17 protein-coding genes are annotated in these 18,395 nt (G+C 40.3%); 4 read left to right on the top strand and 13 right to left on the bottom strand.

Translation table 11 applies throughout. From position 1 onward, the window contains the following. Positions 1-21: 21 nt before the first annotated feature. Genes AADY36_RS07895 through sdhC form a run of 4 tightly spaced genes read right to left on the bottom strand, consistent with a single transcriptional unit; the run spans position 22 to position 3,237 of the window. Positions 22-738: a succinate dehydrogenase iron-sulfur subunit gene (locus tag AADY36_RS07895; protein ID WP_054551369.1), complete on the bottom strand. Its 717-nt coding sequence runs from the start codon at positions 736-738 to the stop codon at positions 22-24. A gap of 10 nt (positions 739-748) precedes the next feature. Beyond that, positions 749-2,521 (bottom strand): succinate dehydrogenase flavoprotein subunit, encoded by a 1,773-nt coding sequence (gene sdhA / locus AADY36_RS07890; RefSeq protein ID WP_054561569.1) that lies wholly within the window; start codon positions 2,519-2,521, stop codon positions 749-751. Next, positions 2,522-2,869 (bottom strand): succinate dehydrogenase, hydrophobic membrane anchor protein, encoded by a 348-nt coding sequence (gene sdhD, locus AADY36_RS07885; protein WP_054551371.1) that lies wholly within the window; start codon positions 2,867-2,869, stop codon positions 2,522-2,524. Next, positions 2,860-3,237 (bottom strand): succinate dehydrogenase, cytochrome b556 subunit, encoded by a 378-nt coding sequence (gene sdhC / locus AADY36_RS07880; protein WP_082401567.1) that lies wholly within the window; start codon positions 3,235-3,237, stop codon positions 2,860-2,862. The genes sdhD and sdhC overlap by 10 nt, the downstream gene beginning before the upstream one ends. A gap of 409 nt (positions 3,238-3,646) precedes the next feature. Between sdhC and AADY36_RS07875 the strand changes: the two genes are divergently transcribed. The 3 genes from AADY36_RS07875 to AADY36_RS07865 all read left to right on the top strand — a co-directional run bounded on the left by AADY36_RS07875 (position 3,647) and on the right by AADY36_RS07865 (position 6,686). After that, on the top strand, positions 3,647-4,933 hold the full coding sequence (locus AADY36_RS07875; RefSeq protein WP_054551373.1) for a citrate synthase: 1,287 nt from the start codon (positions 3,647-3,649) through the stop codon (positions 4,931-4,933). 111 nt (positions 4,934-5,044) lie between these two features. Next, positions 5,045-6,259 carry an aminotransferase class V-fold PLP-dependent enzyme gene (locus AADY36_RS07870; RefSeq protein ID WP_342408804.1) on the top strand — a complete coding sequence of 405 codons (1,215 nt, stop codon included), beginning with the start codon at positions 5,045-5,047 and terminating at the stop codon, positions 6,257-6,259. A gap of 13 nt (positions 6,260-6,272) precedes the next feature. Beyond that, entirely contained in the window at positions 6,273-6,686 is a 414-nt protein-coding gene (locus tag AADY36_RS07865; protein WP_055197255.1) for a SufE family protein, read from the top strand. Between the two features lie 3 nt (positions 6,687-6,689). Here the strand turns inward: AADY36_RS07865 and tcdA are convergent, their stop codons facing one another. The 7 genes from tcdA to AADY36_RS07830 are packed head-to-tail and all read right to left on the bottom strand — an operon-like array spanning position 6,690 to position 14,024. Further along, complete coding sequence (gene tcdA, locus AADY36_RS07860) at positions 6,690-7,484, bottom strand: tRNA cyclic N6-threonylcarbamoyladenosine(37) synthase TcdA (protein WP_342408803.1); 795 nt, start codon at positions 7,482-7,484, stop codon at positions 6,690-6,692. After that, the gene (locus AADY36_RS07855) at positions 7,485-8,159 is read right to left on the bottom strand and encodes a TIGR01621 family pseudouridine synthase (protein ID WP_342408802.1); all 675 of its coding nucleotides are present in this window, start codon (positions 8,157-8,159) and stop codon (positions 7,485-7,487) included. Between the two features lie 2 nt (positions 8,160-8,161). Further along, a complete protein-coding gene (gene kdsB, locus AADY36_RS07850) occupies positions 8,162-8,917 on the bottom strand; it encodes a 3-deoxy-manno-octulosonate cytidylyltransferase (RefSeq protein ID WP_054561575.1) in 756 nt (251 codons plus the stop codon). Further along, positions 8,905-9,102: a Trm112 family protein gene (locus tag AADY36_RS07845; protein WP_036968654.1), complete on the bottom strand. Its 198-nt coding sequence runs from the start codon at positions 9,100-9,102 to the stop codon at positions 8,905-8,907. The genes kdsB and AADY36_RS07845 overlap by 13 nt, the downstream gene beginning before the upstream one ends. Beyond that, a complete protein-coding gene (lpxK, locus tag AADY36_RS07840; protein ID WP_342408801.1) occupies positions 9,092-10,069 on the bottom strand; it encodes a tetraacyldisaccharide 4'-kinase in 978 nt (325 codons plus the stop codon). Before lpxK ends, AADY36_RS07845 begins: the two co-directional genes overlap by 11 nt. Then, complete coding sequence (msbA, locus tag AADY36_RS07835) at positions 10,069-11,811, bottom strand: lipid A export permease/ATP-binding protein MsbA (protein ID WP_054561577.1); 1,743 nt, start codon at positions 11,809-11,811, stop codon at positions 10,069-10,071. Before msbA ends, lpxK begins: the two co-directional genes overlap by 1 nt. Before the next feature lie 59 nt (positions 11,812-11,870). Further along, on the bottom strand, positions 11,871-14,024 hold the full coding sequence (locus AADY36_RS07830; protein ID WP_342408800.1) for a DNA internalization-related competence protein ComEC/Rec2: 2,154 nt from the start codon (positions 14,022-14,024) through the stop codon (positions 11,871-11,873). 96 nt (positions 14,025-14,120) lie between these two features. Here AADY36_RS07830 and AADY36_RS07825 point away from each other — a divergent pair, with 96 nt between their 5' ends. Then, the gene (locus AADY36_RS07825) at positions 14,121-14,630 is read left to right on the top strand and encodes a DUF2062 domain-containing protein (RefSeq protein WP_054561579.1); all 510 of its coding nucleotides are present in this window, start codon (positions 14,121-14,123) and stop codon (positions 14,628-14,630) included. Between the two features lie 92 nt (positions 14,631-14,722). Here the strand turns inward: AADY36_RS07825 and AADY36_RS07820 are convergent, their stop codons facing one another. Beyond that, on the bottom strand, positions 14,723-16,459 hold the full coding sequence (locus AADY36_RS07820) for a DUF3466 family protein (RefSeq protein ID WP_342408799.1): 1,737 nt from the start codon (positions 16,457-16,459) through the stop codon (positions 14,723-14,725). 11 nt (positions 16,460-16,470) lie between these two features. Next, positions 16,471-18,381: an ATP-binding cassette ATPase Uup gene (gene uup / locus AADY36_RS07815; RefSeq protein ID WP_055197265.1), complete on the bottom strand. Its 1,911-nt coding sequence runs from the start codon at positions 18,379-18,381 to the stop codon at positions 16,471-16,473. Positions 18,382-18,395 lie beyond the last annotated feature (14 nt).

Here is an 18,395-nt window from a genome sequence, read left to right as displayed (position 1 = left end):
ACCACCTTACATATTCAAGCTTTAAACAGCGCGGTTTAAAAGCATTGATTTGATTTGTCCAATTGCTTTGGTCGGGTTAAGACCTTTTGGACACACGCTAACACAGTTCATGATACTGTGACAACGGAACACGCTGAACGCATCGTCAAGGTCAGCAAGACGCTCTTCAGTAGCTGTATCGCGGCTATCAGCCAAGAAACGATAAGCATGAAGAAGACCCGCAGGACCGATGAACTTGTCTGGATTCCACCAGAACGAAGGACACGATGTTGAACAACATGCACATAAGATACACTCATATAAGCCATCTAACTTATCACGTTCTTCGATTGACTGAAGACGCTCACCCGCCGCAGGCGTGTCGTTGATTAGGTAAGGCTTAACTTTTTCGTATTGAGTGTAGAACTGACTCATGTCAATAACAAGGTCACGTACCACTGGTAAACCTGGTAAAGGACGAATTACGATTTTACCTTTGCCACCTTTAAGTAGCGTTGATAAAGGAGTAATACACGCTAAACCGTTTTTACCATTCATGTTGATACCGTCTGAACCACACACACCTTCACGGCATGAACGACGGAATGATAATGTTGGATCTTGCTCTTTTAATTGCATAAGCGCATCCAATACCATCATATCTTGGCCTTCTTGCGTTTCTAGCGAGAAGTCCTGCATACGTGGTGCATTATCAACATCTGGATTGTAACGATAAACCGAAAATTGTACTTGTGCCATCGTCTCGCTCCTAGTATGTACGTGCTTTAGGTGGGAAAGCTTCACGCAGTTTCGGCGCGTAGTTTACTTCACGTTTTGTCATTTCATCTGTAACTGGGTTATAGATAGAGTGACATAGCCAGTTATCGTCATCACGATCTGGGAAATCAAAACGAGAGTGTGCACCACGGCTTTCTGTACGGAAGTTTGCAGCTACTGCTGTTGAGTATGCTGTTTCCATCAAGTTATCAAGCTCTAGACATTCGATACGTGCAGTGTTGAACTCAGTCGACTTGTCGTCAAGACGAGCGTACTGAAGACGTTCACGAATTTCTTTAAGCTCTTTAAGACCTGTTGCCATTGCATCACCTTCACGGAATACCGAGAAGTTAAGTTGCATACACATTTGAAGGTCTTTCTTGATTTGTACTGGGTCTTCACCTTGGCCAGCTTTAGAGTTTTCCCAACGGTTAAAGCGTGCAAGTGATGCTTCAAGGTCTGAATCAGACGCATCTTTACCTGCTTCAACACCGTTAAGGTACTTACCTAAGAAGTTACCAGCTGCGCGGCCGAATACAACTAAGTCAAGTAGTGAGTTACCACCTAGGCGGTTAGCACCGTGTACAGATACACATGCAATCTCACCAACAGCGAATAAACCTTCAACTACTTTCTCTTGGCCGTTTGCATCAATTTGTAATGCTTGACCATTTACGTTAGTTGGAACACCACCCATCATGTAGTGACATGTTGGGATAACTGGAATTGGTTCTTTAGCTGGATCAACGTGTGCGAATGTTTTCGCAAGGTCACATACACCTGGAAGACGTAAGTTAAGTGTTTCTTCACCTAAGTGGTCAAGCTTAAGCTTGATGTGTGGACCGTAAGGACCATCACAACCACGACCTTCACGGATCTCAGTCATCATTGAACGAGCAACAACGTCACGAGACGCTAAGTCTTTAGCATTTGGTGCGTAACGTTCCATGAAGCGTTCGCCGTCTTTATTTAGAAGGTAACCACCTTCACCACGACAACCTTCAGTTACAAGTACACCGGCACCGGCGATACCTGTTGGGTGGAACTGCCACATTTCCATATCTTGCATTGCAACACCAGCACGTGTAGCCATACCAACACCGTCACCAGTATTGATGTGTGCATTCGTTGTCGATGCGTAGATACGGCCTGCACCACCTGTTGCTAAAACAACAGCTTTTGATTTGAAGTAAACAACTTCGCCAGACTCGATGTCGATTGCTGTACAACCAACAACGTGACCGTCGCTGTTTTTAACTAAATCTAGTGCGTACCACTCAGAGAATACGTTAGTTTTGTTTTTAACGTTCTGTTGGTATAAACAGTGTAATAGCGCGTGACCAGTACGGTCAGCTGCTGCAGCTGTACGTGCAGCCTGTTCACCACCAAAGTTTTTCGACTGACCGCCGAAAGGACGTTGGTAAACACGGCCATTTTCAAAACGAGAAAATGGTAAACCCATGTTTTCTAATTCAGTAATAGCTTCTGGGCCTGTTTTACACATATATTCGATAGCGTCTTGGTCACCGATGAAATCGGAACCTTTAACCGTATCGTACATGTGCCATTCCCAGTTATCTTCATGTGAGTTACCCAGAGCAACCGTAATACCACCCTGTGCAGACACAGTGTGAGAACGTGTAGGGAAAACTTTAGAGATAAGTGCACAGGTTTTGCCTGATTCAGTGATAGCTAGTGCTGCGCGCATACCCGCACCACCGGCACCAATCACTACTGCGTCAAATTCACGAACAGAATAATTCACTTAAACACCCCATAAAACGATTAGACCAATTGCTACGTAAGCAACAGCCATAAGGTTTAATACAAAGCCTAAAACAGCACGTAATTTAGCGCATTTAACATAGTCAGTAAGAACTTGCCAAAGGCCGATACGGGTGTGAACCATGATGCAAACTAGGGTGATTAAGGTAAACCCTTTCATTGCTAGGTTAGAGAATAGGCCTTGCCAGGCTTCGAAAGTGACTTCTGGCGTACATAAAAAATAGCCGATAATAAAAATCGCGTAAGCGCTGATTATTAATGCTGTTGCACGTAGTGATACGAAATCTTGTACACCATCACGTTTAAGAGTTGCTTGATTTAAAACCATATCCACACTCCTGCTAGAATTGCAGCTACAACACCTAAAGCTAATGCAACTTTAGCGCTGAAGTTACCTGATTCAAGTTCTTCCCAGTGACCCATGTCCATAATGATATGACGGATACCACCGATTAAGTGATACGCCAATACAGAAATGGTGCCCCATGCTATGAATTTGGCAATGAATCCGCTGAACAGACCCTTGACGAATTCAAAACCTTCTGCAGAAGAAAGAGACTCAGACCAAGCCCAAATGACAAACGTTAAAGCAAAAAATAATGCTACACCGGTGACGCGGTGAAAAATTGATGCTTTAGCCGTTGCCGGCATAGATATAGTTGTTAGATCTAGATTTACAGGTCTTTGCTTTTTCACAGTTACTTGCCCATCTTGCCCACTAAGGAGCTCATCTACTTGTTTTTCTAAAACCCATCAAAATGAATTTCGATGGAACTATCTAAGTAAACCGTGTTGATACACAAAAAGTTCACACTTATGCAAAACTCAAATGTAAAAATAAAGTTTACCTACAGACAATACGGTATAAAACCTTGGATAGTATATATAGCCAAAGGTCTTTTTACAATTCTTGTTTAGTAAGAGACGTTTGCGAATTAGCCAATAGTATAATATTTAATCCTGGCAGAATATTTATTATCCATTTGTGCATAATGTTTATAAAAATTGACTTTATACCCCTCTTTCACGTTAAAATGAAAAGAATGTGCTTAAACAGATTCAGAACATAACAATCAGAGTTGTTATCTTAATAGGAGATAAATAGATGGCGGATAAGAAAGCCACGGTCCATATTGATGGTCTTGATCCAATCGAACTTCCAATTTACCAAGGCACTGCTGGCCAAGATGTAATCGACGTACGTACGTTAGGTTCACACGGTCACTTCACTTACGACCCAGGTTTCATGTCGACCGGTTCTTGTGAATCTTCAATCACTTACATCGATGGCGGCAAAGGTGTTTTATTACACCGTGGTTACCCAATCGAGCAATTAGCTGATGAATCAAACTACATCGAGCTTTGCTACTTACTATTAAACGGCGAATTACCGACTAAAGAACAATACGAAGCGTTTGCTCAAGAAATCACGCACAACACAATGCTTGATACTAAAATCGCAAACTTCTTCCAAGGTTTCCGCTTTGACGCTCACCCAATGGCAATGCTGTGTGGTGTTGTAGGTGCTCTTTCTTCTTTCTACCACGAAGATTTAGACATCACTGACGCAACACAACGTAAAACAAGCGCAATCAAGCTAGTTGCTAAATTACCAACTATCGCTGCGATGGCTTACAAATACAATGTAGGTCAACCGTTTGTTTACCCGCGTAACGACTTAAGCTTCGCTGAAAACTTCTTACACATGATGTTCTCAGTACCAGCTGAAGAATACAAAGTAAGCCCTGTTCTTGCTAAAGCAATGGACAAAATCTTCATGCTTCACGCTGACCACGAGCAAAACGCATCAACGTCAACTGTTCGTCTAGCTGGTTCTTCAGGTGCTAACCCTTACGCGTGTATCGCGGCTGGTATCGCATCTCTATGGGGCCCTGCGCACGGTGGTGCTAACGAAGCTTGTCTTAACATGTTAGAAGAAATCGGCTCTGTTGACCGTATCGACGAGTATGTTGCTAAAGCAAAAGATAAGTCTGACCCTTTCCGTCTTATGGGCTTTGGTCACCGTGTATACAAAAACTTCGACCCTCGTGCGACAGTAATGCGTCAAACATGTCACGAAGTACTTGCTGAGCTAAACATTCAAGATCCACTTCTTGATATCGCTATGAAGCTTGAGCAAATTGCACTTGAAGACCCATACTTTGTTGAGAAGAAACTTTACCCTAACGTAGATTTCTACTCAGGTATCATCTTAAAAGCAATCGGTATTCCAACAAGCATGTTCACTGTAATCTTTGCAATGTCACGTACTGTTGGTTGGATCTCTCACTGGGATGAGATGCTTTCTCAACCTGGTCACAAGATCAGCCGTCCTCGTCAGTTATACACTGGTGAAACTTCACGCGATTACGTACCAACAGACAAGCGTTAATACGAATTTGCGTTTAAAAAAGGCCGCTATGCGGCCTTTTTTGTTGCCCTGCACTTGTCTATTTGTGCAAAGTAATTAAAATCGTCGCATTCTTGTAGCTTAAGGCCTTTCATGTTCGATATCACAAAAATACGTGCTGACTTTCCAATACTGAATGAAACAGTCAATGAGCAGCCTTTGGTGTATTTAGACTCTGCGGCTACCTCGCAAAAACCACAGGCAGTTATTAATGCTCTTAGCCGTTTTTATAGGCACGAGAACGCCAATGTGCACCGCGGCCGCCACACACTCAGTGAAAACGCGACACGCCAATATGAGCATACACGAACGCTACTTGCAGATTATTTTTCTGTAAAAAATAATGAGATAGTGTGGACCAAAGGGGCAACCGAATCGATTAATTTAATCGCAAATGGTCTGGCTTCGAGGCTCAATCCTGGCGATAAAATTGCCCTATCTGCTATTGAACATCACGCTAACATCGTCCCTTGGCAACAGCTAGCTCAGCGTACCGGTGCAGAAGTCATTATTTTGCCGATAGAAAATGATTTAACTATTAATAGCGTGCACTGTAGTGAATTTATCAAGCAACAAAAGCCTAAAATAGTCGCTATTACCCATGCATCAAATACCCTTGGTAACATCACTGATTTAGCGCCAATCATTAGCGCATGTAAAGCCATTAATGCTATTTCTGTTGTTGATGGTGCGCAGGCAGCGATGCATTTACGCCCTAATTTACAAGAGATTTCCTGTGATTTTTACGTATTTTCTGCCCATAAAATGCTCGGGCCGACAGGTTTAGGAGGCCTTTATGGCCGATTTGAGCTGTTAAATTCGCTGGATGTATATCAAACCGGTGGAGAAATGATCGAAACAGTGAGCCTAACACACAGCACTTTTCGTGATGCACCGGGTAAATTTGAAGCAGGAACACCCAATATTGCAGGTGTCATTGCCTTTAGTGAGGCAATAAATTATTTAACATCGTTAGATTTTCAGCAAATGCGTCAACATGAGCATACAGTTTTTGACTATGCGATAAAACAATTATCAGCTATTGATGGTATTAATATCTATTCAAACCAAATAGATAACATCGGTAACATTAGTTTTAATTATCGCGATGAACATCCGTTTGATTTAGCCACCCTACTTGATGGATTTGGCATTGCCGTGCGAAGTGGTCATCATTGTACGCAACCTATAATGAGCCATTTAGGTATACCAGGAACTGTACGAGCAAGTTTTGCGTTATATAACAATAAAGCTGATGTCGATTCCTTTATCAGTGCTGTTAAAAGTAGTATCGAGTTATTAGATTAATTTTGGATAAGTTATGAATTCAGCGTTTGAATCCGTTAGTAAAAACATTGAAACAGCTGCTGGCTGGCAGCAAAAATATCGCCAAATAATGCTCTTAGGTAAGCAATTACCTGTTATGCCTGAAGTGCTCAAAGTAGATGATGCCCTAGTTAAAGGCTGTGAAAGTAAAGTTTGGCTATATATCGACTTTGATCATACAGAAAACAGCCTAGTATTAGCGGGCGATTCAGATACTCGCATCGTTAAAGGACTATTGGCTTTAATTTTAGCCTTATACAATGGTCTAACACCGGAGCAAGCAGCGCAAATTAATGCCTATGATGAATTTGAACGACTCGGTCTAATTAGCCATTTGAGCCCTTCTCGTGGTAATGGTATTAAAGCCATGGTTGATAAAATTCAAACCATGGCTAAACAAAAACAATAAGTTTTATAAACTACGCTGTTTTTTATCGAGGTATTTTCTAATCGCTTTGGCTGCAACAAAAAAGCCAAAGCTGCCTGTCACCATAGTTGCAGAGCCAAAACCATTATTACAGTCCATATTCATTGAACCATCTGCACCTTGTTTTGCTTGGCAAACCTCACCTTCAGAGGTTGGATATACAAGCTGCTCTGTTGAATAAACACAATCAACGTTAAATTTTCGCTTTGGATTGCTACTAAAGTTGTACTGTTTTCGCAAAATATAACGTACTTTTGCAAGCAATGGATCATGGGTTGTCTTTGCAACGTCACCCAAACTGATTTGACTAGGGTCGGTTTGCCCGCCTGCGCCTCCGGTTGTAATAACCGGTAGTTTTATGCGTTTACAGTGAGCAATAAGCGCAGCTTTTTCTTTTACAGCATCAATACAATCAATCACATAGTCAAAACCTTGAATATGCTCACGAATGTTATCTAGCGTAATGAAATCGTCAATAACATTAATTTTGATATCTGGATTTATAAGCTCACAACGTGTTTTCATCGCTTCTACTTTTGCTTCGCCTACGGTGCCAGTTAAAGCATGAATTTGACGATTAACATTGGTTGCACAAATATCATCTAAATCAATGAGGGTTAGTTGCCCTACACCCGTTCGAGCCAATGCTTCAGCAGCCCAACTACCTACGCCACCAATTCCAATGACACAAAAATGTGCTTGTTGTAACCAATCAAATTGTTGATGACCATATAAACGTTTAATGCCACCAAAACGAATGTCTTGTGTTGTTTCTTTCATTTACCAATCCAACGTCCAAGGAGCTGTCCACTCTTTGAATTCGTCTGAGTTAAAAACTTCATTAAGATGAGTACCTAAAGTGTAATCACATCGATACTCTTTAAGCTGCTCTTTATAGCTAAATTGTAGTGCATAGGCATGCAAGTTTGTGCGCTCGTCTTTACTACCAGCATACGTACTATCACCTAGAATTGGAGCGCCTAAGCTTTTCATCGCGACTCTAAGCTGATGTGTCTTACCAGAGAATGGCTTTAACAAGTATGCACGAAGCCCTGGTCGAATACTTTTTGAGTAAAAGCGTGTGATAGCAGGATTCGTTTGGCTCTTTAACAGCTTAAATGCACCACGACGACTTTTCTGCATATCCCCTTTTATCCAACCTTGCTTTTTCTTAGGCTTAGCATCACTTACGGCTAGGTAAAACTTATTTATTTTTTGATCAGAAAATAGCGAAGTGAATTCGGCTGCTGCTTCTTTGTTACGGGCTAATATAATTAAACCTGATGTTACTTTATCTAGCCTATGAACCGGATAGAGCTTCTCATTAACATGCTCTTCAGCAAGTACGACAAAACCAGCACATTGTTCACTATGAAAGCTCACACCTGCTGGTTTATAAAAAACAAAGAAGTCATCTTCACTGGCATGAAGATGAACATTGTTTACATCATGCATTTTTAGTTGCCAAGCACTGCAATAACGCGCGCTAAGTCTTCAGGGGTATCTACGCCTGCTTGCGGTGCACACAGAGCTTTTGCGATTTTAATTTTGTGACCATGATAAAGTACGCGAAGCTGCTCTAATGACTCTAAAAGCTCTAATCGAGATTCTGGTAATTCGATGTAGTCCTTAATAAAGCCAGCACGATAAGCATAAATACCAATATGGCGCGCAAAATCAGCAAGATTTAGCTTTTCTCGGTCATCATTCATCATCGCATCACGATGATAAGGGATTGGCGAACGCGAAAAATACAGTGCGTTGTTGTCTGCATCGTTAATGACTTTCACGCAATTGGGATTAAATATATCATCAATCTCATCAATGCTGGTGCTCAAAGTCGCCATTGGCGCATCAGAATCAGCAAGTAGCATGGCAACTTGAGATACATTTTCGCTTGCCAATAAAGGCTCATCACCTTGCACGTTGACAACAATAGTGTCACTTTCAAGTTTTAACTGTTCAACAACTTCAGCTAAACGTTCTGTGCCTGATTGGTGATCTTCTCGTGTCATCAATACATTATCAGTAAACTTCTTTACTGCATCAAACACTGTTTGATGATCAGTCGCTACATAAACTTGTGAAGCACCTGAAGCTACCGCTTTTTCATAAACATGTTGGATCATTGGTTTACCACAAATATCAGCAAGTGGTTTACCTGGTAAACGCGTCGATGCGTAGCGAGCTGGGATAACAACTACGAATTCCACTTATCAACCTCTTCTTGGCTTAATTCACGGGCTTCATTTTCTAAAAGCACCGGGATATCGTCTTTGATTGGGTACGCTAGTTTCGCAGCAGTACTGATAAGCTCTTGATTTTCTTTATCAAGACGTAGTTTACCTTTACACACTGGGCAAGCGATAATTTCAAGTAATTTTGTATCAAAGGCCATTGAGGATCCCTTTTTGTTTTAATAATAAATTAAGTTTTTCGATAACTGCTGCTGTTGGCTTTGCATCAACAGGTAAATAATACCAATTTGGTTTAGCAAAACTAAAGCATTTAACTGCATCTTTTTCTGTCATAAATACAGCGTCATCTGCAAAATCGATAAAGTCATTAGCTTGGTAGGCATAATGATCACGAAAATGATGAGTCGATAGTAAGTTAATCCCTTGCTGCTCAAGACTTATTTCAAAGCGTTTGGGGTTACCAATAGCACTGACCGCATGGCCTTTATCTTGAACTGAATTGGCAAGTTCTGAATTACTTACGGTTCGAAATGGGCTTGATGTTAAATCATAGCGGCTTTGAGAGTTGCCACCATTTTCTATGACTAAATCAACCGATTTTAAGCGCGCTTTGGTTTCACGAAGTGGACCTGCAGGCATTAATAAACCGTTACCAAATTGGCGTTCACTATCAACGATACAACATTCGATATCACGCGCCATTTTATAATGCTGCATGCCATCATCAGAAATAATGACATCGATATCATGTTGCTCTAATTTTTTTATACTCGCTTGTCGGTCAGGGCCAACCATTACAACACAACCTAGGCGGCGTTTAATAAGTACAGGTTCGTCACCAGCTTGCGCTGTACTCGTATGTTCAGTCACTAACAAAGGATACGAATCAGACTGACCACCATAGCCACGACTGATCACCGCCACTTTTAAACCTTGCTGCTGTAAGTACTCAGCAAGCCAAATAACAAATGGCGTTTTGCCGTTTCCACCCACACTAATGTTACCAACAACAATGACAGGAAGATGCGCTTTAAATGCTTTTAGAATATTAAGCTTATAAAACAAAGCGCGAAGTGTTGAGATAAGCCAAAAAAGCACACTGAAAGGTAACAGTAAAACACTGATTAAACCTGGCTTTTTATACCAGCTTTTTTCAATAACACTCACTATTGCTCACCAAACTGCATTTTACATAACGCACTATAGGTACCGTCTTTTTCAAGCAGCTCGCTATGCGTGCCCTTTTCGATAACTTGACCATGGTCGATGACATAAATGCAATCACTGTTTTCTATTGTTGATAAACGGTGTGCTATCACAATCGATGTTTTTTCTTTCATTAAGCTATCAAGTGCTTGCTGGATCAGTTTTTCAGATTCAGTGTCAAGTGCAGATGTCGCCTCATCTAGAATCAAAATAGGGGCATCTTTTAATATTGCACGTGCAATGGCTATTCGCTGACGCTGGCCACCTGACAACATAACGCCGTTTTCACCCACCATGGTATCTAAACCTTCTGGTAAGTCTTTAACAAACTCCCAAACATGGGCTTGCTTGGCAACGGCCATTAACTCCTCGTTTGTTAATTCGCGGTCGAGGCCATAGCAAATGTTATTCGTTATGGTGTCGTTAAATAAAACCACTTGCTGTGAAACGAGTGCAAATTGCTTACGTAAATCTGTCAGTTTGTAATCAGCAATGTTGACGCCATCAAGCAAAATTTCACTGTCACCTTCAAGCTCATAATAACGTGGTAATAAATTTGAGATGGTCGATTTACCTGAGCCAGAACGGCCAACCAATGCGATGCTTTCACCGGCATTAATCGAAAGTGATAAATTCTTTAATACAGGCTCATCTTTCGTTGGGTATTTAAAGGTCACATTGTTCACTTCAATTTTCCCAGTTACTTTGTCAACGCTGTAAGTGCCAGTGTCTTTTTCTACTTCTTCATCAAGTACTAAAAAGATACTTTGCGCTGCCGAAATACCACGTTGTAAATCGCTATTAACGTTTGAAAGTTGCTTCAGTGGGCGTAATAACATCATCATTGAAGAAATAAGTAATACAAAGTCACCTGAACTGATGGTATCAATCATCGATGGCATAGACACAACCCATAAAATCACGGCCATCGCGCTTGCTGCCAAAATTTGGATAACAGAAACGCTTAACGCTTTAGTTGCATCCATTTTAATGCGCTGCTGACGATTATGATTATTAATAGCCGAGAATTGCGATATCTCTTGCTGTTGACCACCAAAACCATGAATCACCTTGTGACCAGATAGCATTTGCTCTGAGCTGCGAGTTACTTGGCCCATAGCAGATTGGATTTTTTTCGAAATCATACGAAAACGTTTCGATACAAAGGCAACGATCACAGCCACCAGCGGAATAATGACTAAAAATATCAGTGATAGCTTCCAACTGGTATAAAACATATTAAATAGTAAGAAAACAACAAAGGCCCCTTCTCTAACAACAATTAATAGGGCTTTAGTAATGGCTTGTTGAACCTGCTCAGTATCAAAGGTGATTTTAGAGATTAAATCGCCATTTGAGTTTTTATCATGAAAAGACACCGGCAGATGTAAAATATGTTCGAATAATTGTTGGCGCAACGTTCTTACAACTTGCGAGCCAACATAACTTAAACAGTACGACGACATATAGTTAAACATGCCACGACCTAATACCAATGCAATTACAACAAATGGTGCATAAGTTAAAACATCAGTGTTACGATCATTTAAACCTTCATCAATGAAGGGCTTCATTAAATTGATAAACAATGCATCCATGGCTGAATAGCCAATCATGCCTACAATGGCGAAAAACGCGATTAACTTATAATCACCCACATAACTGATTAATCGCTTATAGATTTGGGATGTAGTTTGATCCATAACACTCTCTTATTCATAGACTTCGACTATTGTAGCCTTTAGGGGGTAAAAACAAAACGTCAATCTTGTTCGAACCAATAACTTTCCTGCTCTCGCGCAAATTCTAAGCGATAAGTATCTGAATAAAATTTTATGCGTATATGGCCATTCTCTGCCGTCGATAACTGCTTTATATAGTGTTGGTTATAACGATTTACAACCTCAGGATGAGGAAAGTGCCATTGCCCTTGATAAGCAGATGAATGGATGACCACTTCAGGGTTTACTGCACCTATAAATTCATAACTTGAAGAGGTATTACTACCATGATGGGGGCTTATTAAAATAGTCGCTCCTAAATCCATCCCCTCTTCAACAAGCTTAGTTTCTGCCGCTGCAGATATATCCCCAGTCAATAACACTGAATAATTAAAACCCGTTACTTTTAATAAACACGACTGATCATTACGACTTGCATTTTCTACCTTTGCTGTAAAACTTCTGATTTTAAGCTCATCAGGCCTGAGCGTTGTTGTTTTGCACTTATTTCCAAGCCCCTGAGGATGAAAAGTAGCTAAGGTGTGTTGATAGCCTGCCATTTGCCAACTTGTTAAACCGCCAGAATGGTCGTTATCTAAGTGGCTTATTATTGTTGCAATAATAGATAACTGTTGTTTATTGATGTTGTTGAGTAATACACGGCGTACATAATCATAACGGCCAAAGTACTGTGGCCCTAAATCATAAATTATCGCTTTGTTTTTGTGGCTTACCATCACCATTAATCCATGCCCTACATCAAACACATCTAACTGAAACTTAGCTTCTGGCTGTAATTCACTATCAACGGCATATACACAAACAGGAATTAAGCACACATATTTATTTGGACTAAAGTACAACAGCAGAAGTGTTATGTAACTTATGATCAATAATGAAAAACCAAACTCATTGAGCGAGAACCAACGCCAGTCATTAGGGATAGAAAGTAGTAATTGATAGCCATAATACAGCGCACTGTCGACGAGTGATAACAAACCAGAAATATCCAGTAGACTAGAAACCAAACTATAAAAAATTAAGAAAGGCAATAACAGCACACCAACCAAGGGCACAGCAATAAGGTTAATCAATAAACCTATGACACTAGTGCCTGAGAAGTAATATAAGGATAGAGGCAGTAAACCGACAAATAAAGCGCACTGAACTTGCAGTAGCTGTGCAAACCGCTTTAAAAAACCAAGTGACAAATTAACTGTGTTTTTAGTCAGTAGAAAGATGAGCGTAACGGCCAAAAAACTGAAATAGAGCCCGGGGTTCAAAAGTGCAAATGGGTCTATAAACAACACAACACTCAAGGCGTACAAAATTGAACGCCAACGCACTGGGTTTTTCCCTAGGTTATAAATAACAAGGTAACAGCCTAACATCAGCAGTGCTCGGCTTGCGGAAACTATAAAATCACTTAAGTAGACATAGACGAACGAGCAACAGAACCCTACAAAAACAAATAACTTATTTAATTGAATTGATTGTCTTACGCGTAAATGACTCACTCTTAACAGCCACTTACTACTATAAAAGCCGACTGCAAAGATAAGTCCGATATGAAGACCTGAAATAGCAAGCAGATGCGACAAACCTAATTCACGTAAGTGTTTTCTATCTTCATAGCTTATTTTACTTTTGTCACCGGTTAAAAGCGCATAATAAAGCCATTGTAATTGGGTGCTTGCCGTCACTTTTTCAATATATGTGCGGTAGCTCACTCGAAGGGAGTCATATCGATGATGATTTAAATAGCTTATCTCCCCTACGCTTCGGCCTTTATAAAATACTCGCTCAAGTAATGCTTGCCGTTCTCTATCAAAACTATAGAAATTTTTTACCGATCTGTAAGGTTTAAGTTTGAGTTCTGCGCTTAATTCATCTCCACTAGTAACAGGTCTATCTGAAGTAATGCTTAGCATTGCATTAGGAGCAGGTCGCATACCTGTAGAGCAAAATTCAATATTTTTTAGACTTGCTTTAATGTAATAAGGGCTTTGTTCACTGTAAGTTTCAGCTACCTCAAATCGAACTAATCGGCTTTGTTGATAATCGATTTGACAGTTAGAGATAGAGTAAAAGATGATGTAATGAAAAATCACTACTAAAATAGCGCAAATAAACCCTGACAATAGAGTTAAAAAAGGCTTAAAATAGGCACCTGCTAGCAATACAGCAAAACTCATTATATAAAACGCCGCAGTGCCAAATGTATATAGGGTGAAAAAACAGCCTATGACAAAGCCGCTGCATAACCAAATAGATGTAAATGGTTGCTTTAAATGGCTAAGAAAACGATCCAACGCTTTTTACCTGATCATAACAAGGTAAAAGAACACAAGTATTTAAGAATTTTTGGTCGTTTATTGCATGATGCCAATTTATGGCACTTAAATAGACGCTCAGCACGCGGTGCATTTGCGGTTGGTTTATTTTTTGCGTTCATCCCTGTTCCTTTTCAAATGGTTCTTGCAGCCGCCCTGGCTATTCCATTTCGAGTAAATTTACCGATTTCTGTTGCAACAGTGTGGATCACTAACCCACTAACCATGCCTCCTATTTTCTATTGTTCATATATTGTAGGCACGATTGCCCTTGCTCAACCACAGCAGCACTTCCAATTTGAACCAAGCTGGCAATGGTTTATAGATAGCCTTACAACTATCGGCCCTGCGTTTTTAGTTGGCTCATTTATTTGTGCAACAGCTGCGGCAATCATTGGTTATTTTGGTACCGACATGCTTTGGAAACGCTCAGTCCGTAAAGCATGGATACACCGCCATAAAAAATAACTGATTTCAGTATAGACAAAAAACCCAGCTTGAAGCTGGGTTTTTTATTTCTTGTAAGAAAGCTATTTGCTTTGCATAAAGCTCTCTAATTATTACTTCTTACGAAATACACGACGTGCTGCTGCAAATGGTAATAGCAATAATGCATACCAAGGGAAGCTTGCTGATTGACGCTCGTATTGTTCAATCTCTTCTGCAGGACATTCTTCAACACTGCCGTCAATTGGTGTTAACTTAACAGCCACTGCGACACTTTCATATTCGATATTGCCATTAACATCGACTACAACGTTACCGAATGAATCTGTCTTTTCAACAGTTTTAGTCGCAACACCGAAGATTTCATTATTGTTGTTAATTGATTTCGCTTCAGCAACCGTGTATTTAAAGCGAGTCTCACCATCTTCTTCATAACAAGGTAATAAATCGTTTAAGTTTACAACTGAGTCTTCACCAATGGTGTACATGAAACCTTCACGACGACGCGTAGAAGTATTATAAATATCTGTTTCACCCTCACCAACAACTATACCATTATCATTGATATCGTTAGCTAATGAGCTTGAGCTTGAGAAGTAATCAGTTGGGAAAACAACGCTGTCGCTATTTTTATCGTAGTAGAAAAATTTTGTACGCGTTGTACCGTCGATACGCTTGCTCGCATAGCCAACAATAACATCATCATTATTAACCGCTAAAGGCTGACCCGAAATCCAATCATCCTCTTGGTCGATAAATTCTTTTACTTCACCATTTTCGAAAACAACAGGCATAGTAATACGTGTGCTATTACTCTTGTAACGCACATCAGACGTACCAACCACTAAACCATTTTCGTTGATTGCAATTGCATTGCTACGGAACGCGAAATCTTCATCATCTTCAGGCGTTAAACCTAAGCCATACATTTCTGTATTGGTGATGTTTAGATTAGTGTCTAATGTCCACTTAACAGCACGTTTATTATAAATACCCGTTGAATAAGTACGGTTGTACGCTTCAACACAGTCTGAAACTGGTTCATCTTCGCCATCACAGTTATCAGTAATATCATCCAGTGGATCAACCGCAATATTCGTTGAAACAGTACCTACAACTTCGTAACCATTAGCTGTTTTGATAATGTCATTTGCCGAGCTAATACCGCCGTAATCATCAAACTCTGGTGCAAGTTCAACTTTCACACCGTCTTCGGTAATAACAATTGCACGGCTAATGAAGTCTCTTAAAAAGTGGGTTTCTTCTTCATCTTCATCTGTTTGAGTGAACGATGTTTTTTCGTAAGGTGCACTGCCCCAACCAACCATTACACCGTCATCTGTTACAGCATTTAGTAAGTTAGAAGTCGAGCGTGTTAAGCCGTCAAAATCAAGAGACTGTTCATCAAATAAAACTTGCTCTGAAGCACCTTCAGATGTGTAAAGCGTTGCAATTGCACTTGATAATTTTTGATATTCAGAGTCAGTTGAACGACCTGTTAAAAAACTTACCATAAATGCATGAGCATCGGCATTTGTATTTACCGCATCGTTATTCTCAATATCATCAAGCGTGAATGTAATTTCTTTATCAATGAGTTCATACTGCTTTTTAGCTGTATCATAAGAATCTTTGATCGACGAATCTGTAAAATCGATATAAGAGACATCAACGGGTAATTTGTAAAGGCCATTTGCTAAGCCTATGATGTGACCGTTTTCACTAACATCTGTTACGTAGTTAAATTTAGCGCCATCAATTCCACCTAATTCTTCTAATTTATAGGTTGCGCTTATCGCTGAGGTACTTAGGGTGGCTAAAATACTGGCAGCGAGTAATTTGTATTTCATTTTAATCCTTACTACTGATTCTTTAAATCTTCGAGTTCTTCCCAGCGCTCAAAAGCGACTTCAAGCTCAGACTCTAACTCGGCTAAATGGTTCAATGCTTCTGTTGTAATTGCAGCATCTTGCTTAAAAAAGTCAGGGTCATTAACCACAACTTGCTGAGCGTCTAACGCTTTTTCAAGTTGTTCCACTTTACTGGGTAATTCTTCTAATTCAAGTTTTAATTTGTAAGAGAGTTTATTACTTTTCTTTGGTGTTTTATCTTGGCTAACAACGGCCGGCTTTTCTTGCTTAATTTGTTGCTGTTGTTGTTTTTCTTGCTCAGCTAAATGAGCTGCATACGCTTCATAGTCGCTATAACCACCAACAATGTCGGTGATCTTGCCGTTACCTTCAAATGCCCATACAGAATTACAGGTATTATCAATAAATTCACGGTCATGGCTTACAATCAGTACAGTGCCCTGATATTGGTTAATGATCTCTTCTAAAAGCTCTAAAGTTTCAATATCGAGGTCATTGGTTGGCTCATCGAGAACAATAATGTTAGATGGCTTTAAAAATAACTTTGCTAATAATAAGCGGTTTTTCTCACCACCTGAAAGCGCTTTTACTGGCGTACGCGCTCTTGCCGGTGGAAATAAGAAGTCTTGTAAGTAACCTAGTACATGACGTGAGCGCCCGCCCATCATCACTTCTTGCTTACCTTCAGCTACGTTATCTTGTACTGTGGCTTCTTCATCAAGCTTTTGACGATACTGGTCAAAATAAGCAAACTCTAAGTTAACACCTTGCTTAACACTGCCGCTATCAGGTGTTAAGTCACCAAATAAAATTTTAAGCAGTGTTGTTTTACCAATACCATTTGGCCCAACAAGGCCAACACGATCGCCACGCATAACAAGGGTTGAAAAGTCTTTTGCGATGACTTTATCTTTAAATGCATGACAGATGTTTTTCGCTTCGAATACTAATTTACCCGAACGATCCGCTGTTTCAATATTGAAATCAGTTTTACCGACTTGATCAACACGCTGCTTACGCTCTTTACGTAACTCTTTTAAAGCACGTACACGGCCTTCATTACGCGTTCTACGTGCTTTAATACCTTGGCGGATCCACGCTTCTTCTTCTGCTAAGCGCTTATCAAATAATGCGTTTTGTGTTTCTTCTACTTTTAGATCATGCGCTTTTTGTTCAAGATATGTCGCATAATCGCCAGGGTATGAAACCAGCTTACCACGGTCTAAATCAAGAATACGGGTTGCAACTGCTCGAATGAATGCACGGTCGTGAGAAATAAAAACGATGCCGCCTTTAAACTCTTTTAAAAATTGCTCAAGCCAAATAACACTACTCATATCTAAGTGGTTGGTAGGCTCATCAAGTAGCAGTAAATCAGGTTCACTAACCAAGGCTCGTGCAAGAGCAACTTTACGTAGCCAACCACCCGATAATGATTCAAGCTTGGCTTCTGGGTCTAGCTCTAAGCGAGATAAAACGAGCTGAATACGGGTATCAAAACGCCAGCCATCAACGGTTTCTAATTGATTAGATAAACGCTCTAATTTGTTAAGCAATTTATCGTTATAGTCTGTTTGCATTTGATTACTAACTTGGTGATATTCTATCAGTAAGTTAGCAATATCAGGCATGCCCTGCGCGACATAATCAAATACTGAGCCTGCCGCCCCTTTTGGTGGATCTTGCTCTAAACGTGAAATGCGAATACCGCCTAATTGGTTGATTTCACCATCATCCAATGTCACTTGGCCATCAAGCACTTTTAATAGTGTTGATTTACCTGCACCGTTTCGACCAACGATACAAACGCGCTCACCTGACTCAATAACGGCATCGGCATCATCTAGTAGCGGATGCGTACCATAAGCGAGTTGAGCTTTGGCTATTCTGATTAAATCCATCGTGATTACTACTC

The sequence above is a fragment of the Pseudoalteromonas sp. D15MCD-2 genome (assembly GCF_038562745.1).
Taxonomy (GTDB): domain Bacteria; phylum Pseudomonadota; class Gammaproteobacteria; order Enterobacterales; family Alteromonadaceae; genus Pseudoalteromonas.
Note: the sequence above shows the minus strand (reverse complement) of the source record. Positions and strands in the feature narration are given on the sequence as shown.